General features: G+C 44.2%; 17 protein-coding genes and 2 pseudogenes. 3 read left to right on the forward strand and 16 right to left on the reverse strand.

Annotated elements, in window-relative coordinates; all coding sequences use genetic code 11:
- Positions 1-14: 14 nt before the first annotated feature.
- The 8 genes from tgt to ACZ5AE_RS22305 form a co-directional block, all read right to left on the reverse strand.
- Positions 15-1,154: a tRNA guanosine(34) transglycosylase Tgt gene (gene tgt / locus ACZ5AE_RS22270; protein ID WP_464566719.1), complete on the reverse strand. Its 1,140-nt coding sequence runs from the start codon at positions 1,152-1,154 to the stop codon at positions 15-17.
- 127 nt (positions 1,155-1,281) lie between these two features.
- Entirely contained in the window at positions 1,282-2,310 is a 1,029-nt protein-coding gene (gene queA, locus ACZ5AE_RS22275) for a tRNA preQ1(34) S-adenosylmethionine ribosyltransferase-isomerase QueA (protein ID WP_464573710.1), read from the reverse strand.
- A gap of 17 nt (positions 2,311-2,327) precedes the next feature.
- Positions 2,328-2,510 (reverse strand): DUF2905 domain-containing protein, encoded by a 183-nt coding sequence (locus ACZ5AE_RS22280; protein WP_464566720.1) that lies wholly within the window; start codon positions 2,508-2,510, stop codon positions 2,328-2,330.
- A 20-nt stretch (positions 2,511-2,530) separates the two neighbouring features.
- Positions 2,531-3,532 (reverse strand): Holliday junction branch migration DNA helicase RuvB, encoded by a 1,002-nt coding sequence (gene ruvB, locus ACZ5AE_RS22285; RefSeq protein WP_464566721.1) that lies wholly within the window; start codon positions 3,530-3,532, stop codon positions 2,531-2,533.
- Positions 3,533-3,542: 10 nt separating this feature from the next.
- Positions 3,543-4,154: a Holliday junction branch migration protein RuvA gene (gene ruvA / locus ACZ5AE_RS22290; RefSeq protein WP_464566722.1), complete on the reverse strand. Its 612-nt coding sequence runs from the start codon at positions 4,152-4,154 to the stop codon at positions 3,543-3,545.
- Positions 4,155-4,439: 285 nt separating this feature from the next.
- On the reverse strand, positions 4,440-4,970 hold the full coding sequence (locus ACZ5AE_RS22295) for a BofC C-terminal domain-containing protein (protein WP_464566723.1): 531 nt from the start codon (positions 4,968-4,970) through the stop codon (positions 4,440-4,442).
- A gap of 124 nt (positions 4,971-5,094) precedes the next feature.
- Positions 5,095-5,781: a YhcN/YlaJ family sporulation lipoprotein gene (locus ACZ5AE_RS22300; protein ID WP_464566724.1), complete on the reverse strand. Its 687-nt coding sequence runs from the start codon at positions 5,779-5,781 to the stop codon at positions 5,095-5,097.
- A 99-nt stretch (positions 5,782-5,880) separates the two neighbouring features.
- Entirely contained in the window at positions 5,881-6,864 is a 984-nt protein-coding gene (locus tag ACZ5AE_RS22305; protein WP_464566725.1) for a phosphotransferase, read from the reverse strand.
- 1,277 nt (positions 6,865-8,141) lie between these two features.
- Between ACZ5AE_RS22305 and ACZ5AE_RS22310 the strand changes: the two are divergent.
- Positions 8,142-8,252: pseudogene (locus ACZ5AE_RS22310) on the forward strand (hypothetical protein); the annotation flags it as partial.
- 194 nt (positions 8,253-8,446) lie between these two features.
- On the opposite strand, the pseudogene ACZ5AE_RS22315 reads toward ACZ5AE_RS22310, so the two are convergent.
- From ACZ5AE_RS22315 to nadB, 4 genes and pseudogenes are all read right to left on the reverse strand, one after another.
- Positions 8,447-8,563: pseudogene (locus ACZ5AE_RS22315) on the reverse strand (LysM peptidoglycan-binding domain-containing protein); the annotation flags it as partial.
- 123 nt (positions 8,564-8,686) lie between these two features.
- Positions 8,687-9,790, reverse strand: coding sequence for a quinolinate synthase NadA (gene nadA, locus ACZ5AE_RS22320; protein ID WP_464566726.1), 1,104 nt, complete (start codon positions 9,788-9,790; stop codon positions 8,687-8,689).
- A gap of 1 nt (position 9,791) precedes the next feature.
- A complete protein-coding gene (gene nadC / locus ACZ5AE_RS22325) occupies positions 9,792-10,640 on the reverse strand; it encodes a carboxylating nicotinate-nucleotide diphosphorylase (RefSeq protein WP_464566727.1) in 849 nt (282 codons plus the stop codon).
- A complete protein-coding gene (nadB, locus tag ACZ5AE_RS22330; RefSeq protein ID WP_464566728.1) occupies positions 10,609-12,177 on the reverse strand; it encodes an L-aspartate oxidase in 1,569 nt (522 codons plus the stop codon). Before nadB ends, nadC begins: the two co-directional genes overlap by 32 nt.
- 289 nt (positions 12,178-12,466) lie before the next feature.
- On the opposite strand from nadB, the gene ACZ5AE_RS22335 reads away from it, so the two are divergent.
- Positions 12,467-13,615, forward strand: a complete 1,149-nt coding sequence (locus ACZ5AE_RS22335; protein ID WP_464566729.1) for an IscS subfamily cysteine desulfurase — start codon at positions 12,467-12,469, stop codon at positions 13,613-13,615.
- 52 nt (positions 13,616-13,667) lie between these two features.
- Positions 13,668-14,207 carry a 3H domain-containing protein gene (locus ACZ5AE_RS22340; RefSeq protein WP_464566730.1) on the forward strand — a complete coding sequence of 180 codons (540 nt, stop codon included), beginning with the start codon at positions 13,668-13,670 and terminating at the stop codon, positions 14,205-14,207.
- 504 nt (positions 14,208-14,711) lie between these two features.
- Here ACZ5AE_RS22340 and pheA read toward each other — a convergent pair.
- The 4 genes from pheA to ACZ5AE_RS22360 all read right to left on the reverse strand — a co-directional run bounded on the left by pheA (position 14,712) and on the right by ACZ5AE_RS22360 (position 17,996).
- The gene (gene pheA, locus ACZ5AE_RS22345; protein WP_464566731.1) at positions 14,712-15,569 is read right to left on the reverse strand and encodes a prephenate dehydratase; all 858 of its coding nucleotides are present in this window, start codon (positions 15,567-15,569) and stop codon (positions 14,712-14,714) included.
- A gap of 59 nt (positions 15,570-15,628) precedes the next feature.
- On the reverse strand, positions 15,629-16,084 hold the full coding sequence (locus tag ACZ5AE_RS22350) for an ACT domain-containing protein (RefSeq protein WP_464566732.1): 456 nt from the start codon (positions 16,082-16,084) through the stop codon (positions 15,629-15,631).
- A 23-nt stretch (positions 16,085-16,107) separates the two neighbouring features.
- Positions 16,108-17,400 (reverse strand): GTPase ObgE, encoded by a 1,293-nt coding sequence (gene obgE, locus ACZ5AE_RS22355; RefSeq protein WP_464566733.1) that lies wholly within the window; start codon positions 17,398-17,400, stop codon positions 16,108-16,110.
- Between the two features lie 68 nt (positions 17,401-17,468).
- Positions 17,469-17,996 (reverse strand): Spo0B C-terminal domain-containing protein, encoded by a 528-nt coding sequence (locus tag ACZ5AE_RS22360; protein WP_464566734.1) that lies wholly within the window; start codon positions 17,994-17,996, stop codon positions 17,469-17,471.
- Positions 17,997-18,166 lie beyond the last annotated feature (170 nt).

The raw sequence follows: 18,166 nt of genomic DNA on the forward strand, positions 1-18,166 counted from the left end.
TCGAACAACATCTATTAGAAATTTTTCGCGTTCGGCTGATTAAACCCATAACGCTCAAAAAATTCTTCGCGGAAATCACCAAGCCGGTCTTCCATGATGGCTTGTCTGACCTTCTCCATTAATCTTAACAGAAAATATAGATTATGGTAAGACGTTAGACGAATTCCAAACGTTTCATTACAGCGAATTAAGTGGCGGATATACGCCCTGCTGTAATTTCGGCATGTATAGCAGTCACACTCTGGATCAAGCGGGCCAAAATCTCTTGCATATTGGGCATTTTTTACGACAAGTCTGCCAGAGCTTGTCATCAGAGTCCCGTTCCGGGCAATTCTAGTCGGCAGAACGCAGTCAAACATGTCAATCCCGCGAATAGCCCCGTCAATAAGTGAGTCTGGTGAACCAACCCCCATTAAATAACGAGGCTTATTGGTTGGCAACAGCGGCGTGGTAAATTCCAGCACACGATTCATAACATCCTTAGGTTCGCCGACAGACAAACCGCCAACCGCATAACCTGGGAAATCCAGGGACACGAGATCCTGGGCACTCAGCTTGCGCAGCTCCTCATATTCCCCGCCTTGAACAATTCCAAATAATCCTTGATCTTCAGGGCGCTGGTGGGCATTTAAACAGCGTTCGGCCCATCTTGAAGTCCGCTCCACCGATTTTTTCATATATTCAAAGGTTGCCGGAAAGGGCGGGCATTCGTCAAAAGCCATCATGATATCCGATCCAAGGGCATTTTGAATTTCCATTGCTTTTTCTGGAGACAAAAATAGTCTCTCGCCGCTGAGATGGTTGCGGAAATGAACTCCTTCTTCTTCAATTTTTCGGAATTCACTTAAACTGAACACCTGGAAGCCGCCGGAATCGGTCAAAATCGCGCGATCCCAGTTCATAAATTTATGCAGTCCGCCTGCCTCTTTAATGATGTCATGGCCGGGACGGAGCCATAAATGATAGGTATTACTTAAAATAATGCCGGCACCCATTTCTTTAAGGTCTTCCGGTGACATTGTCTTAACGGTTGCCAGCGTTCCGACCGGCATAAAGGCCGGGGTGTCGAAAGAACCGTGCGGGGTGTGAACCCGGCCGAGGCGGGCGCCCGTCTGCTTACACGTTTTGATTAGTTCATAGCGAATTGCAGTCAAATTCTTTTCTCCTTCCAAAAGGCGGTGTGAGCAGAGCTAAGCAAAAACTTAATAAAGTGAAGATTGTATTTTTTATACCAAGCTTTGCTAAAGTGATTCATTTATGCTTCGCTCCGCCCCTTTTCCACTAAATGATAAACATCGCATCGCCAAAGCTGAAGAAGCGGTAACGTTCCTCAACGGCTGTATGATAAGCTCGTAAAATATTTTCCCGGCCAGCCAAGGCACTGACCAGCATAATTAGTGTAGATTTTGGCAAATGAAAATTAGTAATCATGCCATCGATGGCTTTAAATTCGTAACCCGGGTAAATGAAAATACTGGTCCAGCCGCTGCCTGCGTTAAAATGACCATCGTTTGCGGAAGCAATTGTTTCCAACGTCCGTGTTGAAGTGGTTCCGACAGTAATGATCCTGCCGCCATTCTTTCTTACCTCATTAAGAAGCTCCGCCGTTCCTTCGGTCATAATATAAAACTCAGAATGCATGTCATGCCCTTCAACATCATCCACACTTACCGGCCTAAAGGTACCGAGACCAACATGTAAGGTGATAAAGGTAACATGTACCCCTTTTGCTTTAATCTGTTCCAGCAGTTCTTCCGTGAAATGGAGGCCGGCCGTGGGCGCCGCTGCAGACCCCGGTTCGCGGGCATACACTGTCTGATAGCGATCTCGGTCTTCCAGCTGTTCTTTTATGTATGGTGGAAGCGGCATTTCACCTAGCTGGTCGAGTACCTCGTAAAAAATTCCATCATAGCTAAATTCCAAAATACGTCCGCCATGGTCAGAGGTCCCAGTGCAAACAGCTTTTAGGAGACCATCGCCGAATTCGATTTCGGTCCCTTCCTTCACTCGTTTTGCAGGCTTTACTAGGGTCTCCCAACGGTCACCTTCGGTCTGTTTTAGAAGCAGCACTTCAATTTTAGCGCCAGTATCATTCTTGACGCCAAAAAGGCGTGCAGGAAGAACCTTGGTATCATTTAGGACAAGGCAGTCACCCTCACGCAAGTATTCAGTAATATTTTTAAACACTTCATGCTTTATGTCGCCCGTTTCTTTATTTAGAACCATTAACCGGCTATCAGTTCGGTTTTTAAGCGGTACCTGTGCGATTAATTCCTCAGGCAAATGGAAATCAAAGATATCTACTTTCATATTAAACATCCCTACTCTTAACGAAATCTTCCCATGATGTAAAAAATCAGGGATAATACAATACTAAGCAAAATGGAGGTAACCACAGGGAAATAAAAGGTAGTATTCCCCTTTTTAAAAACAATATCCCCCGGTAGCTTCCCGAGATGCATAAACTGCATTAAAAAACCGATTAGAAATACGATTCCGCCTATAATCATAAGCGTCTTGGAAAGGCCCGTCACGGCGATGGCACCTCCATGCCAAAATGATGATAAACTTTTGGGGTGACCATCCTGCCCCTCGGAGTTCTCTGAAGAAAACCGATTTGCAGCAAATAAGGCTCATATACATCTTCGATGGTTTCTGCCTCTTCGCCGATGGAAGCGGCAATAGTGTCCAATCCTACTGGGCCGCCGCGGAATTTTTCGATTATCCCCTTTAAGAGCTTATGGTCAATATGGTCAAGGCCAAGCCTGTCAACCTGCAAGAGCTCAAGTGCTTCCTTTGCCAGATTAAGGTTAATGAATCCATCCCCTTTTACCTGAGCAAAATCCCGGACTCTTCTTAGAAGACGGTTGGCAATCCTTGGGGTCCCCCGCGCCCGTCTGGCAATTTCTGCTGCCGACTGGTCATCAATTTCCGTATCAAACAATTCTGCTGTTCGTTTGACAATATTTTTTAATTCGTCCTCTTTATAATACTCAAGCCGGCCCAAAACTCCAAATCGGTCGCGAAGCGGGGCGGAAAGCGCCCCAGCCCTAGTAGTGGCACCGACGAGGGTAAACGGCGGAAGGTCGAGGCGCACCGAACGGGCGGTCGGCCCCTTCCCAATTACAATATCCAGGCAAAAATCCTCCATCGCCGGATATAATACTTCTTCAATGGACCTTGGAAGCCGATGAATTTCATCAATAAACAATACATCTCCCGGTTCAAGAGCAGTCAATATCGCAGCCAGGTCACCCGGACGTTCAATTGCCGGCCCGGACGTGGTCCGGATATTAACGCCCATTTCATTTGCGATGATGACAGCAAGTGTTGTCTTACCGAGTCCGGGCGGTCCGTAAAGGAGGACATGATCCAAGGTTTCGCTCCGGAGCTTTGCAGCTTTTATAAAAACCTCCAGATTCCCTTTCACCTGATTCTGCCCGATATATTGCTTTAATGTCTGCGGCCTAAGACTTTGTTCCAAGCTTATCTCCTGCTCGTTTACTTCACCGGAAATAATCCGTTCTTCCATAAACCATCACCTATTTCAAAAGCCGTTGAAGGGCCTTTTTGATATATTGGTCAGTTGTCAGCTGTTCCTTTCTTAATTCAGGGGAAATCTTCTTAATTTCTTTATCGGAGTAACCTAAGGCTTTTAAAGCAAGCACTGCTTCCTCAAATGCCTCGCCACCGTCCTGTGTATGTAATGGAAGTGTATCTGCATTGAAAAGATTCGGAAAATAATCCGGAACGATATCCTGTAATTTTCCTTTTAAATCAAGGATCATTTGCCGAGCGGTTTTTTTGCCGACCCCCGGGAATTTGATTAAAAAGCCTTCATCTTCGTTTTCAATAGCATTAACAACCTGCTGGACCTCGCCTGATGCCAGGATGGCGAGTGCCCCTTTCGGCCCGATACCTGTTACATTTAACAGCTTTGTAAACAGTCTTTTTTCCTCGCGCGATTCAAAACCGTACAACGCCATGACATCTTCCCGCACATAATGATACGTATAGACCGTCACTTTGGTTTCCATTTTTCGTGAATAAACGAACGGATTTGGTGTGGCAATCTGGTAGCCGATGTCATTGTTTTCGATAACAATATATTCTGGCCCGACAAACTCAACGGTACCTTTTATAAATTCAAACAATTTGATTCTCTCCCCCAGTTTCCTGCTGTGCTTACACACTGTACTCCATTCTATCATACAATTTTGAGTGAGTTGAAGAAAATCGCTGTGTTTATTTGATTCGCCAATAGAATTGTGAAATTCGCTGATAGAAGGCTTACATTCGCCAATAGAATGAGTAAATTCGCTGATAGAACCTTAATATTCGCCAATAGAAGGTTTTTCTTTTTAAAAAACAGATAAATATTTCTAAATTAACGAAAAAAATCAGACTGATAACTAAATCTCAGACTGATTTGATCCTTTTTATTCTTTTTTTATCGAATAAGGCTTAAATGTCTCCAAAACCTCGACATATCGATCTTTGTTTTTAATAGGAATTCCTTGAAGGAGTTCTTTTTGCGCCCTGCTTTCGAGTTTTTTAATGTCTATTTGAAAAAACGATTGAATTATTCGCGAGCGGTCAGGTCTTCCATTAAAAATAGTTAAGACGCCGTCATCAGTGATTCCAAAATAGCCATTTCCCTTTAATAACGGAGAAATATCATCGACCTGCTGTTTAAACACTACAGTAGATTCATCAATACTCAAAACCTGCCATTGGTCATACTTTGCCCAAAAGTTCTCCATAGACCAGACTGACTCCTGGAATGTTTCTTGACTGATTTCACCATCAAGGTAGACTCTTTCTAAAGTCACTGTCATTTGCAGAGGTTCGGTATTTCTTTGGTCATTTAGCTGGGCCGCTGTGACAGTGCTTATTCCTCCAAAGACTTCTCCTCCGATTAAGAGAATAGCTAACCATGACCACGACAGCATTTTTTGTTTGAACCTCATGCTAATCACCTCTTAAATGTTAAGAATTGAACATGTTTATAATTCTAGTTTATCCTTTTTTTCCTTTTTTATCCGAACACAACCAATACAAAAGGGCAAAGCATATTCGCTTTGCCCCTTTTTTCTATCGGCCATCAGGCTCAGGCTGCGGAAGTTCATTGTTATGATTGCGGTCCCGTCCAAGGGCACCGTCATCCGTAATAACGTTTATGCTTCTTCCTTCAGCATATTTCTTGACCGCATTCTTGATTGCACGCTTTGTTTCAGCCGCACGGTCTTGGTTGTTTAGTTTTACTGAAATAATCACCTGATCACCGAAAGAAACCGACCTTATGCTGCGAACATTATCGATATCGGCTACCCTGTCTCTAATTTGATCTGTCACCTGCTCTTGAAACCTTGGATCAGTTACTGTTCCCGACCCTATAGATTTATTCAAGTGGCCGTGGTAATTCATATCCGCAGTACTGAAACGGTTATCCCGCTGGAAAAAATTCCTGTCGGTTTTGGCTAAAGGTGTTGTAGGATTTTTCGGATTCCCATTTTCATCCTTTGTTTGCAGTGCATTACGTCTGTTTTCATTGATCACGTTGTCCTCGTCGCCAATTGTGTGATCCAATACTTCCGGCAAGGCACCATCATTATCCCTTAAGTACCCATAATTATTATCAGAATGGTTTTCATTGGAATAATAACCAACCGGCCTCATCAGATTATTATTTTGCTCAGAGCTTTTGTTGTCGTTTGCACAGCCAGCTGCACCCATTAGCATTAGGGCAGAAAAAGGAATCATCCACTGTTTCTTGTTCAAGCGAAAAACCCCCTTCTAAACATCCTGAGCATATAAAGCATGCTCTTTATTAGGGTGTTAATTTTAAGGGAGTTTCATTCTCGGAGAACAGCTACATGATTATTCCAAAAGATCCTTCAATTCCTCCACAAAGTTTTTTCTGTCGGAAAACTGGCCAATGGACAAATCAATAACCTGCTTTAATTTCGTATCATCAGAATAAGATTTTTCCCTGATAATCCGGTTCCATTCCCGAAAAATATCTGCTGGATAAGCTAAAGCATATAAAAAAGCCGGTTCTCTTTTGTATTTCCTCATTTGAGTATAGGTTAGCAAATTGTCGTAAGACCAATCAATAAAAGGAAGAATTCGGTTTGCATATTGTAAATAATCAAACACCGGCGGGCCAATATTAATCAAATCAAAATCAATTAAATGCAGTTTGCCTGTTTTGTCACGTAAAAAATTATGATGCGCAACATCACCATGCAATATCACATTAGCTTCTTTATGAAAAAAAGTTTGCTGCTGTTCCATTCCTGAAAGCGACCAATACGCCCATGACACTATTTCTGAGACAACAGGCTCCTTTATAAAATAACGAAGGAAGGGAAGATTATTTAAAAATAAATGATACCTTTCCGTCCATTTTCCCAGAATATCTCCACGGGACAGCAAAGTTCGGTACCTTGTTTCAAAGGACTTTGTCGTATCGTGAAATTGTTCGATTAAGTCCAATCCTGCTTGGCGGTTACTGTGGGTATGAAAGGAAAAAGCGGATTTATTTGCGGAAAGATATTCGAGACAGCCATAATGGGTTCCTTCAAAATATAGCTGTTCCTTTGATGGAGGTTCTAAAAAACGATAGGTTTTCTTGAATCCTTCTTTTCTCAGCGTTGCAGTAAAAGCCTCCTGCAATTTCAGCTTTCGATGGCTCGAATACCCTTTAAGGATATAGCTTTGTTTTTTCGTCTTGAGTAAAAAAACATTCCCGCGAATCGGAACAAATTCGCTTATTTCCTCCTGAAACTGTGACTGAAAATAAGAGAAGAGACGATCAAAATTTGCATCGTCTCCGTTACCGCTTATATTAACTGCTTTCATCAGGAAAACCCGTCATGCCGTAGCCTGCCGGCCCCATTCCATAAGGGTTCATAAATGGAGGCTGGGCAACATTTAATGGTGCTGTATATGGCGCACTGTAAATTGGCGGGGTCGGTGGAACAAAAGCTTGTGGAGCTGGTGCTTCAGCCGGCGCTCCGCAGCCGCAGTCAGCCGAAGCTCCGGTTCCAACCGGCAGGCCCTGTGCAGGATTCTGCAAGAATGGTGCTGCAGCTTCTTGAGTCATATCGACCTGAGGGGCCGACCCAGACATTTGCGGATAACCGTAGGGCAATTGGCCATAAGGTGCTCCCGCTCCGTAAGGAACGCCTGCTGCCGGTCCGCCAAATGATGCTTCAGGACCACCTGGCATAGTTGGACCAAATTCCATTCCTACCGGATATCCACCTTGTTGGGGAACTCCCGCTGCAGGGCCGTATCCACCGGGCATCTGTCCATATCCAGCAGGCATTTGGCCGTATTCCATTGGCATTTGACCATACCCTCCAGGCATTTGGCCATAACCAACTGGCGACTGACCGTATCCCGCAGGGAATTGACCGTAGCCAACCGGGGCCTGACTGTATCCCGGAGGCATCTGTCCAAAGGCTGCAGGGTCCATGTAATTTGTTTGCATTCCCGGACTGAATCCTGGGTTTTGAGCGCCCATAACAGCACCTGGGTTATAGCCCTGATTTACAGCCGGCACAGAAGGCATGAAGGCTGACGATTCATCATCAAAATGATATGGCATATAGCCCGTGCCTGCAGCTGCAGGATATCCGGCTGGTCCCACAGCACCCGGTACGCCTGCCATGCCAGGGGCCATTGGCATTCCTGCGACACCTGCCATTCCCGGATCCATCGGCATTCCTGGACCGCCTGCCATTCCCGGGACCATTGGCATTCCTGGACCGCCTGCCATTCCCGGGGCCATTGGCATTCCTGGACCGCCTGCCATTCCCGGGGCCATTGGCATTCCTGGACCGCCTGCCATTCCCGGGGCCATTGGCATTCCTGGACCGCCTGCGTACGGCATAGGCATATTCGGCCCTGCAGGGAAACCACCGTAAGGCGGACAGAATCCCGATCCAGGCATAACTGGAGTCATCGGTACACAATAATCCTGCGGCATTTCTTGTACAGGAGCAACAGGTGCTTGAATAGGAATTTCTTTCTTTGGAACTTCTTTAACTTCTGGAAGAATATTTACTGATTTTGGCGGGAGATTCGGTTCTTTAACCGTCATTTTTTGCATGTTTACTTGGTAGTATTTATTGATGTCAATTTCTGGGACGACTTGTAGAGGCATTTTTGGAGTATATGGTACCTTTGGTACTTCTTTAACGATCGGCTGCTCTTTAATCGGCACTTCCTTTACCGGCATTTCCTTTACTGGTACTTCCTTTACAGGCATTTCTTTGATCGGTATTGGTTTCTCCTTGGCAAATGGGTGTTCTTTCAGCGGAACCTCTTTTTTCGCTCCTAAATTGATTGCGCCTTCTTTTTTTATGGATCCGCCAGCTGTCGGAACCTTTATTTTCATACCGGGCATAATCATATCAGGGTTGCTGAGCTGCGAATTCAACTTCTTCAGCTCTTCAAAATTCACGCCGTACTTCTTGGCGATCTTCCAAAGAGTATCCCCTTTCTGTACGATATGGATCTTCACTCTGATTTCCCTCCTATGGCATAAGTCCATATAGTGTATGTGGAAATAGGCAAAATGCTAATATTCTTCACAAAAACTTATGCTATTTATTGAAAAATTATGAATAGGACCATTGGAGGGCAAAAAAAAATAGATGCAGTCCCTGCATCTATTTCATGAATGGTTTAGCATTCTCTTTAAAGCCAATTTAGCGTTTTCCGCGATCTCTGAACTCACTTTAATAATATTATTGTTATTTTCGTCCTCAATGGTATCGAGGCTCCACACAAGATGCGGCAGATCAATCCGGTTCATCGTCAGGCATGGGCACATATGAGGATTTAAAGAAATGATCTGCTTATCCGGGTGATTTTGGATTAGGCGGTTGACAAGGTTCATTTCCGTACCAATGGCCCATGTAGAGCCTGGTTCCGCCTTTTCAATCGTATTGATGATAAAGCTTGTTGAACCGGCCATATCGGAAATTTCTACAACCTCGCGGCGGCATTCCGGATGGACGATGATTTTCATATCTGGATATTGTTCACGAGTATCGAGCACATTTTGCACTGTAAAGTTTTCATGGACCGAGCAATGCCCCTTCCATAGAATGACTTTAATTTTTGAAAAATCACCATCGTATTCGAGACTGTCATTAATTGGATTCCAAATCGCCATTTCATCCAAGCCCACCCCTAGCTCAACTGCTGTGTTTCGACCGAGATGCTGATCCGGAAGGAAGAGAATCCGCTCCTTCTGTTCAAAGGCCCATTTGACCATCGTTTCAGCATTGGAAGAGGTAACGGTTGCTCCTCCATTTGCACCAACAAAGGATTTAATGGCTGCAGTGGAATTGACATAGGTTAATGGCAGAATGGAATCTCCAAATAAACTTTGGAGTTTATCCCATGCTCTTTCAGTTTGGTTTAGGTCGGCCATGTCGGCCATTGAGCAGCCTGCCCTCATGTCAGGCAGGAATACCTTTTGTGTATCGCTTGTCAAAATATCCGCCGTTTCCGCCATAAAATGGACACCGCAAAAAACAATGAACTCCGCTTCAGTATTTTCTGCGGATAACTGCGCTAATTTCAGGGAATCCCCAGTTGCATCGGCAAATTTTATGACTTCATCTTTTTGATAATGGTGCCCAGGTATAAACAGACGGGAGCCATATTTTTCTTTTACTTCCTTTACTCGGGCCGCGAGATCCTCACGGGACATTTGCTTGTATTTTTCCGGAATCATCTTCTTTGCCTGTAATGCCGCTAAAATACTCATCTTATTCCTCTCCTTTGCTCCATAGCACTTTTACGCTAATATCTAAAGCCTTATAGGAATGCGTTAAAAACCCAAGGGAAATGTATTGTACTCCGGTGTGCCGATAGGAAGCCAGATTGCTTAATTGAATTCCGCCTGAAGCTTCGGTGATGATACCAGGAGGTACCAATTTAATCAGCTCATTTATTTCATCCGGTGTGCGGTTGTCAAACATGATAACATCTGCTCCGGCTTGGACTGCTTCTCTTACCTGCTCCTCGGCTTCAACCTCTACTTCTACCTTGACCATATGACCAGCTTGTTTTCTGACTGCCTCGACTGCACGAATGATGGAGCCCGCAAAGGAAATATGGTTATCTTTAATCATCACGGCATCATACAACCCAAAGCGGTGATTATAGCCGCCACCGGTGCGGACTGCGTATTTCTCAAGCATGCGAAGCCCCGGCGTCGTTTTCCTTGTGTCGCAAATCCTTGTAAAATCGCTATTAAGAGTTGTCACGGCTTTGTTGGTAAGCGTTGCAATCCCGCTCATCCGCTGCACCAGGTTCAACACAACCCGTTCCCCTTTTAACAAGTCGGAAATTTTTCCGGTGACGATTGCCAGCTGCTGTCCCTTTTCGAACGGTTCCCCATCCTTTACAAGAACCCGGGTTTTAAGGTCCTGATTTAATAATTCAAATCCAGTTTTAATAATTTCTTCGCCGCAAAAAATTCCGTCTTCCTTGGCAAGAAAAACGATCTCCCCATCTGTGTTGTCAGCAAATATTAAATCGGTTGTGATATCCTGTTCGCCGATATCTTCAATAAAAAAACCTTCAAGTAGTGAGCGCAGTTTTAATTTGTTCATGATTTCTCTCCACTTCTTTTTTTGTATGAATGATAGATTTCTGAAGCCAATTTTCATTATCCTCGGCTGGGTAATCGCTCCTGTAGTGTCCGCCGCGGCTTTCTGTCCTTTTCAGGGCTGATTCTGTTATCAATTTAGCAGTAATAAGCATAAAGATTTTTGTTAATTCTTGTTTTGAAAAAGAATCCATTGATTGGAATCCATCCATTTTAAATTGCTCAAGCCACTTTTTTTGATTTGTTAAGGCAAGCTCATTGCGGACGATTCCTACTTGCTCCATCATGGAATTCTTTATTTGATTGATGGATGGCAGTTTTAGTTTTTTATGAGTGTGCCTGCTTTTGGTTGTCATTGAGATTGCTGGAATGATCTCGGTCGGCGTTTTATTAATCCATTCAGCCAATTTTTTTCCTTGATACAGTCCTTCCAGCAGGGAATTGCTGGCCAGCCGGTTGGCTCCGTGCAGGCCTGTACACGCCGATTCCCCAATGGCATACAATCCTTGGATTGATGTGCGGCCGATAAGGTCCGTTTTTATACCCCCCATTAAGAAATGGCTTCCGGGCACAACCGGAATTTTCCCGTCAGATAAGTTGATTCCATTGTTTTCACAAAGCTCAGTGATAGAAGGGAATCTTTTCTCAAAATCTCTTACATTCGTTATATCTAAAAATACCTTATGGCCATTTTTCAAATAGTCATATATGGTTTGCGAAACAATATGTCTTGGGGCAAGGTCTTTGAAGGGGTGGACACCTTCCATGATCGGAGTGCCTTCCTCTGTTAAAAGCCTTGCGCCTTCCCCTCTTACTGCCTCAGAAATAAGGCCTTTGGTTTCACCATTGACATATAAAAGTGTCGGATGAAATTGAATAAATTCCATATCAATAATGTCAGCACCCGCCCGGTAAGCTAAAGCAATACCATCCCCGTTTACCGTTGTGGCGTTGGAGGTATACCGGTATAACTGCCCGCAGCCGCCAGTTGCAAGAATGATGTGGCTTGCAAAATGCACTTTAAGGTTACCTTTTGAGTCTTTAACTTTTACTCCAATACAGCGGTTGTTTTCAGAGTTTGTGACCAATTCATATGCAAAGGCGTCCTCTTCAACCCTGATACGTGCTTTAAGTAAGCTAATAAGGTATTCCACGACGTTCTTACCCGTCGCATCACCCCCGGCATGGACAATTCGGTGTTCACTATGGGCACCCTCCATGCCGAGCAGCAATTTCCCCTCTGAATCTCGGTCAAATACACGGGCTATTTCTTGTATTAGGTTAGGTGCTTCATAAATGATGTCCCGTACAGCTGCCGGGTCATTATGAAATGCCCCAGCCTCCAAAGTGTCCTTTACATGTTTTTCCGGATGGTCTGCTTGTCCGATAGCTGCGGCTATTCCGCCTTGGGCAAGGTAGGAGTTTGCTGTTCGTAATTTCGACTTTGTGAGAACTCTCACATTTTTATGTTCACTTAAGTGGGTAGCCAGCTGTAAAGCCGCTATCCCGCTTCCAATAATTACAACATCTGATTTTGTCATTGTTTGAACCTCCTGGATTAACAGGTGTCTTGACATATATATTTACACAGAATTACACTAAACACAAGATATTTTTTCTGGAACCGGGCAGGCATTTAGTCTAGATGACCTATTGCTGGTTTTTTAACAAGGTCGGGTACGTAGAACCTCTCTACGTGACCGGGGTTCCGGTTTTTCCACGCGGTCAGGCGTGTAGACAACTCTATGTGACTGGGGCTCCGGTTTTTTCACCAAGTTGGGCACGTGTGAACATAAACATATTTTTCTACTAAACTAAGGGAGTGCAAAAATGAAGTATTTCGATTATGCTGCCACTACCCCGTTGGATCCGGAAGCAGCGGAGATTTTTGTAAAGGCATCTACCGAGTTCTTTGGTAATTCCAGCAGTCTCCATGATATCGGGGGACAATCTAACCTATTGCTTGAGCATTGCCGGGAAGAAATGGCCCAGCTTTTGAATGTCGATAAACAGGGAGTGTTTTTTACTAGCGGGGGTTCTGAAGGAAATTTCTTGGCTATAGAGGCATTATTATCTGCTCCCCAAAAAACAGGTAAACATATCATTGCTGGAATGGCGGAGCACTCATCCGTCCACGGGATCTTTAACCGGCTTGAAAAAGATGGTTATTCTATTACCTATTTACCGTTCAATTCATCCGGGGTGATTGATCCTGAAAATCTATTAAATGCCATCAAGCCGGATACCATTCTTCTCACCATTCAGCATGTAAATTCTGAAATAGGCACCATCCAGCCCATTGAACAGCTTGCAAAAATCTGCTCTGAGCACGATATCCATTTTCATACCGATATGGTCCAGTCCTTTGGAAAAATTGATGTACGAAATATTACCTCGTTGGTTAGCAGCTTTTCCTTTTCCGGCCATAAAATTTACGGTCCTAAAGGAATTGGAGGGGCGTATGTTAATCCAAAAATCAGATGGGATCCGTTTTTTCCAGGGACTTCTCATGAAAAAGGATTTAGGCCCGGAACGGTTAACGTGCCAGCAGTTGCAGCGATGACTACAGCAGCCCAAAAAATTACGGGCAGAATTGATGAGGATTCTAAAAGATTTTTTGAGCTTCGCAGTGCTTTCCTTAATGCACTTCAGCCTATCAAAGAACGAGTCAGAGTCTATGAGGGCTTGGGCGATTCACAACTGCCGAATATCATCGGCATTGGGATTTCCGGTATCGAGGGCCAATGGATGATGCTCGAATGCAACCGGTTGGGCTTTGCAATATCAACCGGAAGCGCATGTCAGATTGGCATGCAGACCCCTGCTAAGGTCACACAAGCTTTGGGGCTGACAATGAATGAAGCGAAGGAATTTATCCGTATCTCATTCGGCCACCCCACCAAGATGGAAGAGGTTAGAGCATTGGGTGAAGGGATTGTGAAGATTGCTAAGGAGTTTGCGGTCTCGTCTGTTATTTAATTCGCTGATATTATGTTAGAATAGGTTACAGATATCAAATTGGAGGGTTTTTATGACTGAGCAAAAGAAAATCTTAGGGGAGGAAAGGAGGACTCTGATATTAAAACTGCTAAAAGAAAGTGCTTCGCCTCTAACTGGAAGCGACCTTGCTGCCAGAACTAATGTAAGCAGGCAGGTCATCGTAGGCGACATCACTCTCCTTAAAGCGAAAAATGAACCGATAATTGCGACAAGTCAGGGGTACTTGTATTTTAGCCAAGCTCCCGGCGCCCATGTTTACGAAAAAACAATTGCCTGCCGCCATAAGCCAGAGGATACGGAAAAAGAGCTGTATATTTTTGTTGATCATGGCGTGACCGTAAAGGATGTTAGAATTGAGCATGCTGTTTACGGGGACTTAACAGCTTCGATTATGGTTTCGAACCGGCAGGAAGTGAAGCAGTTTATCGAAAGAATTCGCAACAATAAGGCAGCTTTTTTGTCGGAGCTGACAGATGGCATCCATCTGCATACAATATCTGCCTCTAGTGAGGAAGCATTAACACGTACGGAAGCAGCCATGAAAGAAGCAGGATTTTTGATGGAATTTTAAAAGGACTCGTCGGTTGACGGGTCCTGATTTTAACCTTTCATAATTACCGGGTAGCTATTTATTTCATTCGTTCGGGCGTTATCAATCTTTCAAAACGACCAAGGCTTTCTTTTCTTCACCGGTTCGGGCGTTATCAACCATTCATAACGACTGGGGCTTTCCTTTCTTCACCAGTTCGGGTGTTATCAACCTCTCATAACTACCAAGGCTTTCTTTTCTTCACCAGTTCGGGCGTTATCAACCTCTCATAACTACCAAGGCTTTCTTTTTTATAACGGTTCGGGCGTTATAAGCCTCTTTATAACGACCGGGGACTCCTTTTTTTCATTAGTTCGGGCGTTATCAACCATTCATAACGACTGGGGCTTTCCTTTCTTCACCAGTTCGGGCGTTATCAACCTCTCATAACGACCTAGGCTTTCTTTTCTTCACCAGTTGGTCGTTATAACTCTCTTTGTGACGACCTGAACTATCATTATTAACTAAGTTCGGTATAATAAAGACCTATTTCATTTCCACCATCATAGAAGGATAGCTCCCTAACAGCTTAACGCCGCAGCCCAATGCTTCCAGCTCAGCCATAGCCCCTGGAATTAACACTTCATCAAGCTTCATTTCTAAATCAATGATGAAAAAGTAATTGCCGATACCGGTTTTCATTGGCCTGGACTCTATTTTCGAGAGGTTAATCCGTCTCCACGCAAATGCAGACAGCACCTGATGCAGCGCACCTGCCTGGTCTGAGGGAAGAGTAACCATTAAGGTAGTTTTATGGTGGTGAGCTGACCCGCTCAAGCCCTTTAATTCAGTTTGTTCCTTTGCCAAAACAACAAACCGAGTATGGTTATAATCAAAATCATGGATATTCCTCCGAACAATTGAAAGGCCATATTCCTCCGCCGCAAGTTCATTAGCAATAGCCGCAATATTAACCTCCGGTGCTTCCATCACCATTTTTGCAGCTGCCGCGGTGGATGACACACTTTCAAACGGGACACCTTTTAATTGAGTATGTAAAAATTTATGGCACTGAGCAATCGCATGCGAATGGCTGTAGACTTTTGAGACCTGGTGCCAGTCCGAAGCATTTGAAGGATGAACCATTAAATGCTGTTTAATGGGAAGCGTAATTTCGCCAATAATCGGAAGTTCGACTTCCTGGGTTAAATAATCAAGAGTAATATTGACAGACCCTTCGAGCGCATTTTCAAGCGGAACAACAGCGAAATCCACTTCCTGTTCAACAACAGCATCCATGCATCCCGGAATCGTCTGAAACGGAGTATGTTCAAATCCCGAAAAAACTCTTCTTACGGCTATCTCTGTGAATGTTGCCTTTGGACCTAAGTATCCTACCTTCACTTTTCTCTACTCCCTTTCTAAAAAGAAAGCTGAGAGCCGGGCCAGTGAACTTTTGTTCACTATGCACCTGTTCCCAGCACTTCAACCTTTTCTACAAATTCAAGCTTTCTCAGTTCGGCCAGCAAAGAATCTATATCATGAACCATACCGGCAGTGTTCAATGAAAGCGTAACATTAGCTCGCCCCATAAGCGGAATCGTTTGGTGGATGGTTAGAACATTGCAGCCTGAACCCGCAACAACTCTTAACAGTTTGGACAGGGTTCCGGAACGGTCCTCCAAATGGAAAAATAACGAAATAATTCGGTCCTTTGAAACGGAAGAAAAAGGAAAGACGGTATCTCGATATTTATAAAAAGCACTTCTACTTAAATCCACCTTTTGAACTGCATCCCCAATGGATTCTGCCTTCCCTCTTTCCAGCATATCCTTCGCTTCGATGGTTTTCTTCATCGCATCTGACAGAACATCCTCACGGACCAAATAAAATTTTTTATCAAAGTTCGCCATGCTCATCTCTCCCTCTTAGGGACCTCAACTTATTCTAAAAACTCAAATTCAAATTCCAGCAGCCTCACGATATCCCCATCTTTTGCCCCTCTTTTTCTTAAGGCATCGTCCACCCCAAAGCCGCGGAGCTGGCGTGAGAAACGGCGGACAGATTCGTCCCTTGAAAAATCAGTCATCTTGAACAGTCTTTCAATTTTCTCACCAGAAAGAACAAATGCTCCATCCGGGTCTCTTGTAATGTTAAACGCATCAGCATCGGCTTCATGTTTATAGACAACTCGGTGAACACCGGTTTCCTCTTCTTCTTCATGTTGAAGCGGGAATTCCGGTGTTTCCTCAATTTTATCAGCTATCGCAAACAACAGCTCGCGGAGACCTTTTCGAGATACCGCCGAAATCGGAAAAATCGGATAATCCTCCTGCAGCTTCTCTTTAAATATTTGCAAATTCTCTTCCGCATCAGGCATATCCATTTTGTTTGCCACGATAATCTGCGGCCGTTCAGTTAAACGGAGATTGTATTCTTGCAATTCCCGGTTAATGGTTAGATAGTCCTCATATGGGTCCCTGCCCTCAGTTGCCGCCATGTCAATCACATGGACGATGACCCTTGTCCGTTCAATGTGGCGCAAGAATTGGTGGCCTAGGCCTACTCCGGCATGTGCGCCTTCAATGAGTCCAGGAAGGTCAGCCATGACAAAGCTGCGGCCATCCTCAGTTTCAACCATACCAAGATTAGGAACGATGGTCGTAAAATGATATTCCGCAATTTTTGGCTTGGCCGAAGATACAACTGACAACAATGTCGACTTTCCAACACTTGGGAAGCCAACCAGACCCACATCGGCTAACAGCTTTAATTCCAAAATTACATCGCGCTCCTGGCCCGGTTCACCATTCTCGGCTATCTCAGGTGCAGGGTTTGCTGGAGTCGCGAATCTTGTATTACCGCGTCCGCCACGTCCGCCTTTGGCAATAACCGCACGCTGACCGTGCTCAACTAAATCGGCTATAACCTCATTTGTAGCCGCATCCATGACAACCGTTCCCGGCGGCACTTTAACAATCATATCCTTGGCGCCTCTTCCGTGCTGTCCCTTGGACATGCCATGCTCGCCGCGTGGTGCCTTAAAATGGCGCTGATAGCGGAAATCCATCAGCGTCCGCAAGCCTTCTTCTACTTCAAAAACTACATTTGCACCCTTACCACCGTCACCCCCAGCGGGACCGCCATTAGGTACATATTTCTCACGGCGAAACGCAACCATTCCGTTACCGCCATCGCCGCCTTTTACATAAACTTTTACTTGATCGACAAACATGTTGATCCTCCCGTCGTACTTTGAAATAACTGATGAATGCGACGAGATCGCAAGTGTTTAACCGCTATTTAACAGCAGGCATAAAACACCTCTAACGCGAATTCGCTTTCAGTAAATTCCTTTACGGTCACCTCTTGTGAACCAGCCAGGAATTGCTCAATCAGTTCTTTATTATTTATTATTCCGCGAAAATCAAAAAAGAAACGAATTCCATTTGACTGCGGTTCAATTGTTATGGATAAATGGTTTTCTTGAAATGCTTCAATCGCCTGATTTAAATGGGCAAAAAGGGATTTTGTCCATTCAGTCAATTTGAAGTCATTAATCTTTATGTACTCAGAATCCTCAAAAACCTCATATTCTAGCTGAAAGGCATGACTTTCCCAATTAGCTGTAAATAATAATGAGGCAAATTGCGGAAGTCCCAGATTAGACAGTTTTGTCTCATGCTGTGTTTCCACTACAATTTCCGTAATGACCTCTTTAACCCGGTCAATTCGATTTAAGTCGAGGTTTCCCTTGATGAGCTGCAGCTTATTTAACCAATCATGCCGTGAATGCCGCAGCACTTCGATAATGTCCCATTCTTTCTCCATACATACTCTCCCAATCCTTTATCGGAAACTATTTTCTGTTAGTATATCAAAAAAACAACCATGAGTAAGCAATTTTTATGTTGAATGATACGATTTGGGGAGTATTAGTGCAATGATGATGAATAAACAGGTGAGGTTGTTAAGATAAAAAGAAAACTCTAACCGTTATG

The organism is Neobacillus sp. S1227 (assembly GCF_055385255.1).